This window comes from Allobosea sp. CRIB-10, from assembly GCF_900112185.1.
GTDB lineage: Bacteria > Pseudomonadota > Alphaproteobacteria > Rhizobiales > Beijerinckiaceae > Allobosea.
Map to the genome: position 1 here is coordinate 44758 of NZ_FOKP01000034.1, position 6000 is coordinate 50757.

Consider the following 6000-nt stretch of genomic DNA (forward strand, 5'->3'; position numbering starts at 1 on the left):
CGGATCGAAGTGGGTCGAGGCCCGTTTGGGAAATCTGCGACGGTCCGTCGAGCGCAGTTTCCGCGGCACTCACTGCACGCCCTCCTGCTTGCCGCCGGGCGGCTTCGCATGGGCGGCGATCTGGGAGCCAGCCGCGTTCAGGATCTGGCGCGCCAGCGCCTCGTCGTTGACCGTCCGCGACAGCAGGACGGCTCCGACCATCATCGACACTTTCGCCAGAAGAGCGTCACGATCTTCTTCCGCGGACAGGCTTGCAATCATGTCGAGGTTCGCGCGGATGCCGGCCTCGAACTCGGCCTTCACCTCCGGTCCCTGCCGTGCCGCGTCGGATGCTAGCGCGACGAACGCGCATCCTTCGGCGCGTGCCGCGACATGTTCAGGGCTGAGGTAGAATTCCGCGACTGCCGAGAGCGGGTCATCCGGCCGAGAAGCGGCGGCCGATGACCAGCGCTCGGCCGCACTGGCGATCGCTTGCCGCGACGCCAGTGCGGCCAGTTCGTCCTTCGACGCGAACTGCTTGTAGAAGCCGCCCTGCGTCAGGCCGGCGCCCGCCATCAGGTCCTTGAGACCGATGCCGTCGAAGCCGTGCTCGCGAAAGAGCCGGCTCGCCGTCTCGATCACCCGCTCCCTATTCTGTGCCGCTTGCTCCCGGGAGACCCGCATTCTGTGCTCCGAAAATTAGATTGCGTTCGAACTCTATATCAGTCATAGATGTCAAATGCAATCTATTTGGTAAGCGCCATGACAAGGAAATCCCGGTTCACCCTGCTCGCGGTCGCGGGCATCGTGGCCGCCGCCGGAATCGGCGGAGCCGTTCTGCTGATCGGGCACAAACCCGCTCCTTCGGCTGCCGTAGATCCCCGATTGGAGCCACCGATCGTCCGCGTGTCGGCGGCGAGCCCGGTCATGGGCGCCGACAGGCGCTTCACGGGCGTCATCGCGGCGCGCGTGCAGAGCAATCTCGGCTTTCGGGTTCCGGGCAAGATCGTCGAGCGGCTGGTCAATGTCGGACAGTCCGTGAAGGCGGGACAGCCGCTTCTGCGGGTCGACGAGACGGATCTGCGGCTGGCACTCACCGCCAAGCGCAATGCGGCCATCGCCGCCCGAGCCGTGCTGACGCAGGCGACGGCCGACGAGGCGCGCTACGCGATGCTCGTGAAGAACGGGTTCGCCGCCAGCCCTCAGCGCTACGAGCAGGCGAAGGCTGCGCTCGACACCGCCAAGGCCCAGGCCGCCGCCGCGGAGGCCGAGGCGAATGTCGCGGAGAACGAGCTCAACTATGCCGTGCTCGTCGCCGACGCGGCCGGGATCATCGTCGAGACCCTGGCGGAGCCCGGGCAGGTCGTCGCCGCGGGACAGGTGGTCGTCCGTCTCGCGCAGACGGGCCCGCGGGAAGCCTTGGTGGTCTTGCCCGAAACGATAAGGCCTCTGATCGGCTCCGCCGCCCAGGCGACGCTCTACGGCGTCGCGGGACGCAGCTTCCGCGCCACTTTGCGCCAGTTGTCCGACTCGGCCGATCCGCAGACCCGGACCTATGAGGCCCGCTATGTCCTCGAAAGCGAGGCCGCGCTGGCGCCGCTGGGCGCGACCGTGACGATCCGCCTCTCCGATACGGCGACAGACACCGAGACGGAGGTTCCGCTCGGAGCGATTCTCGACGACGGACAGAAGACCGGCGTTTGGCTGCTCGACGAGGCAGGCTCCGCCGTGACGTTCCAACCCGTGCGTCTCGTTCGCGTCACGAGCGAGACGGCCGTCGTCTCGGGACTGCAGGCCGGGCGCCAGATCGTCTCTCTCGGGGCGCATCTCCTGCGCGAAGGCCAGCCGGTCCGAGCGTCCTCGAGCATCAAGGCGGCCTCGCGATGAGCTTCAATCTCTCGGCGATCGCCGTCCGCGAGCGGGCCGTCACCCTGTTCTCGATCATCCTGCTCGTTGCCGCCGGCGCCTACGCCTTCGTCAAGCTCGGGCGGGCCGAAGATCCGAGCTTCACCATCAAGACGCTGACCGTAACCTCGGTCTGGCCTGGCGCGACCGCCCGCGAAATGCAGGACCTCGTCGCCGAGCCGCTGGAGAAGCGGCTGCAGGAGCTCGCCTGGTACGACCGTGTCGAGACCACGACGCGGCCGGGCTATGCCTATCTCACGGTCAACCTGAAGGACTCCACCCCGCCGTCCCGCGTCCAGGAGGAGTTCTACCAGGCGCGCAAGAAGCTCGCCGACGAGGCGCGCAACCTGCCGCCCGGCGTGCTCGGCCCCTTCGTCAACGACGAATACTCCGATGTGAGCTTCGCGCTCTACGCGCTGAAGGCGAAGGGCATGCCGATGCGCGAATTGGCCCGGCAGGCCGAGATCATCCGGCAGGATCTCCTGCACGTGCCAGGGGTAAAGAAGGTCAACATTCTCGGCGAGCGTCCTCAGCAGATCTTCGTCGAGTTCTCCTATGCGAAGCTCGCGACGCTCGGCGTTTCCGCCCAGGACATCGTCACCGCCCTCCAGCGGCAGAACACGGTCACGCCGGCGGGCTCGGTGGATACCAAAGGCCCGCGCGTCTTCATCCGGGTCGATGGCGCCTATGACAGCGTCCAGGCCATCGCCGACACGCCGATCGTCGCGGGAGGCCGGACGCTGAAGCTCTCCGACATCGCGGATGTCCGCCGCGGCTACGAGGATCCGGCGAGCTTCGTCATCCGGCATCAGGGCGAGCCCAGCCTCATGCTCGCCGCCGTGATGCAGGACGGCTGGAACGGGCTGACGCTTGGCAAGGATCTTGAGAATAAGACTGCCGCAATCGGCCGGACGCTGCCGCTCGGCATGTCGCTCGAAAAGGTGACGGACCAGGCGGTCAACATCGCTGCGTCGGTCGACGAGTTCATGATCAAGTTCGCGATGGCTTTGGGCGTAGTGCTGCTCGTCAGCCTGCTCAGCCTTGGCTGGCGCGTCGGCATCGTCGTTGCCGCGGCGATCCCCATCACGCTGGCCGCCGTCTTCTTCATCATGCTGGAGACCGGCCGGTTCTTCGACCGGATCACGCTGGGCGCGCTGATCCTGGCGCTCGGCCTCCTCGTCGACGACGCCATCATCGCGATCGAGGTCATGGTCGTGAAGATGGAAGAGGGCATGGATCGCATCAAGGCGGCGGCCTATGCCTGGAGCCATACCGCGGCGCCCATGCTCTCTGGCACTCTGGTGACGATTGCAGGCTTTCTGCCCGTCGGGTTTGCCTCCTCCACGGCCGGCGAATACGCCGGCAACATCTTCTGGGTCGTCGGCTTCGCGCTGATCGTGTCCTGGATCGTGGCGGTGATCTTCACTCCTTATCTCGGCGTCAAGATGCTGCCGGAGATCAAGCCCGTCCCCGGCGGCCATCACGCCATCTACGACACGCCGAACTATCGACGCCTGCGGCGGCTGATCACCTTCGCCGTCGACCACAAGTTCCTGACCTGCGCGATCGTCGGCATCGCCTTTGCTCTCTCCGGCGTCGGCATGGGCGGGCTGAAGCAGCAGTTCTTCCCCACCTCGGATCGGCCCGAGGTACTCGTCGAAATGCGTCTACCGGAAGGCAGCAGCATCGAGACCACGACGGCCGCGGTCCAAAAGGTCGAGCGCTGGCTCAACCAGCAGTCGGAAGCCAAGATCGTCACCAGCTATGTCGGCCAGGGCGCGCCGCGTTTCTTCCTGGCGCTGTCGCCGGAGCTGCCCGATCCGGCCTTCGCCAAGATCGTCGTGCTGACGCCCGACGCGCGTGCGCGCGAAGAGCTCAAGGTTCGGCTGCGAGAGGCGATTTCGAATGGGCTCGCGCCCGAGGCCTATGTCCGCGCCACGCAATTCGTCTTCGGACCGCCTTCGGTGTTCCCGGTCGAGTTTCGCATCGTCGGCCCCGATCCGGCTGAGCTCTACAAGATCTCCGAACAGGCCCTGCAGATCATGCGCGGCGTCCCTGATGTCAGGGAAGCGAATCGCGACTGGGGCAATCGCACGCCGGTGCTTCGTTTCGTGCCGGACCAGGATCGTCTCAACCTGATTGGCCTGTCGCCGGCGCAGGTCGGCCAGCAACTCCAGTTCCTGCTGAGCGGGGTGCCGGTCACGCAGGTCCGCGAGGACATCCGCAACGTGCCGGTCATCGCCCGAAGCGCAGGCGCCGAGCGTCTCGACCCGACGCGCCTCGCCGACTTCTCCCTCATGAGCAAGGACGGCCGGCAGATCCCCCTGGATCAGATCGGGCACTCCGAGATTCGTTACGAGGAGCCGATGCTGAAGCGACGCGACCGGATGCCGACGATCACGGTCCGCTCCGAGATCAACGAAGCGACGCAGCCTCCGGAGGTCTCCAAGCAGGTGCGGGCCGCGCTCCAACCGCTGATCGCCGCGCTGCCGGCCGGCTATCGCATCGACATGGGCGGTTCGATCGAGGAGGCGGCCAAGGCGAATGATGCTCTCGGCAAGATCTTCCCGCTGATGATCGCCGTGACGCTGATCGTCGTCATGCTCCAGGTGCGGTCCTTCTCGATGATGACGATGGTGCTGTTCACCGCGCCGCTCGGTCTGATCGGCGTCGTCCCGACGTTGCTCGCCTTCGACCAGCCCTTCGGCTTCAACGCGATCCTGGGCCTCATCGGGCTCGCCGGCATCCTGATGCGCAACACGCTGATCCTGACCGACCAGATCAAGGAGAACCAGATCGCGGGTCTGGACGACTACCATGCCGTCATCGAGGCGACGGTCCAGCGCACGCGACCAGTCATTCTGACGGCGCTCGCGGCCGTTCTCGCCTTCATTCCGCTGACCCATTCGGTCTTCTGGGGATCGATGGCCTATACGCTCATCGGCGGCACGGCGGTCGGCACGGTGCTCATCCTGCTCTTCCTGCCGGCGCTTTACGCCGCCTGGTTCAGGATCAAGCCGGCAGTGACAGCCACCGAGAAGGTCGATGTCCGATCGAATGCCGCAACTTCACCGCCCGCCTTTGCGCAGGCGGCGGAGTGAGCGATGGGCCAGCCTCCGCAAGCTCAGGCTATGACGCCTCTACCGGGCTTACGGCTTCGATCCTGCGTGCCGCCAGGGTTCTGTCTCGGAGAGCGGACGCAGCTCTTCAGCATCTCGACCTTAACACCGGGCAACTGATCCTATTAAGCTGCCTCGACGTGGATGCGCCGCCATCCATCGGTGAGGTCGCCGCTGCTCTTGACGCGGATAAGACCCCGTCACCGCGAGCCTCAAGCCACTCCTCCGTCGGCGGCTGGTCGCCGTCCTTGCCGATCCGGAAGATGCCCGATTGAGGCGATTGTTTTTGACACAGGAAGGCTACTTGCTGCTCTCCCGAGGGCTTCCGGTCATCCTGGATGCCGACCGTTCAGCGGCAGGCGTCATCCAGCACCATGAGCAGTTTCAAGCCGAGCTGGCGCGGTTGATCAGGAGCTTCCAGGTCTAAAGATTGTAGGCCGGCGGCACTCGGCTCCGTCGGCCTCAAAGCAATGTCCGCTAACCGGCAGTGATCCAAGGTCGGCTATTGGCGCGGACAGGCCTTGAAGATTCAAAGTAATGGCACGACGAGCCCGCGAGCGCGATGGAGCAGCTCGCTATCGGCGCCAGGCGATTGGCGCGGAACTTCGCCAGGATGAATTCGGCATCGACGGGGCGCTCGCTCCGAGATTGATCGCGACGCGGCGGCCGAAGCGCCGGCCGTCACAGCAGACGAAACTGACCTCGCCCAGGTAGCAACGCGGAAAGTCCATTCAGCATGGCCGCGACAGACCAGGCATCGGGCCAGTGCAAGCGTCTTCAAATCGCCGGGCGGTATCTCGACGAGCTCCGCGGTGGCCAGAGGCAGCTCGTGTCACAGGCGCAGGCGTTGGCGGCCGAACCCAACCTTCTGCTCGTCGAGGCCCGCAGCGCCATCGCTGGAGTTGGAGTTGACCCGCTTCCGTGGACTGTTCACGGCTATGGCGGTTCAGGTCAGTTCATGGTGCAGTCTTTCGTATTCGATGGGCGAGAGGTAGCC

General features: G+C 65.6%; 3 protein-coding genes and 1 pseudogene. 3 read left to right on the forward strand and 1 reads right to left on the reverse strand.

The window, feature by feature from the left end:
* Positions 1–69: 69 nt before the first annotated feature.
* Complete coding sequence (locus BMZ69_RS28155; protein ID WP_092163217.1) at positions 70–663, reverse strand: TetR/AcrR family transcriptional regulator; 594 nt, start codon at positions 661–663, stop codon at positions 70–72.
* A 78-nt stretch (positions 664–741) separates the two neighbouring features.
* On the opposite strand from BMZ69_RS28155, the gene BMZ69_RS28160 reads away from it, so the two are divergent.
* The 3 genes and pseudogenes from BMZ69_RS28160 to BMZ69_RS31920 form a co-directional block, all read left to right on the forward strand.
* Positions 742–1866, forward strand: a complete 1125-nt coding sequence (locus tag BMZ69_RS28160; protein WP_092163229.1) for an efflux RND transporter periplasmic adaptor subunit — start codon at positions 742–744, stop codon at positions 1864–1866.
* The gene (locus BMZ69_RS28165) at positions 1863–4985 is read left to right on the forward strand and encodes an efflux RND transporter permease subunit (RefSeq protein ID WP_092163218.1); all 3123 of its coding nucleotides are present in this window, start codon (positions 1863–1865) and stop codon (positions 4983–4985) included. The genes BMZ69_RS28160 and BMZ69_RS28165 overlap by 4 nt, the downstream gene beginning before the upstream one ends.
* A 754-nt stretch (positions 4986–5739) precedes the next feature.
* Positions 5740–6000: pseudogene (locus tag BMZ69_RS31920) on the forward strand (hypothetical protein); the annotation flags it as partial.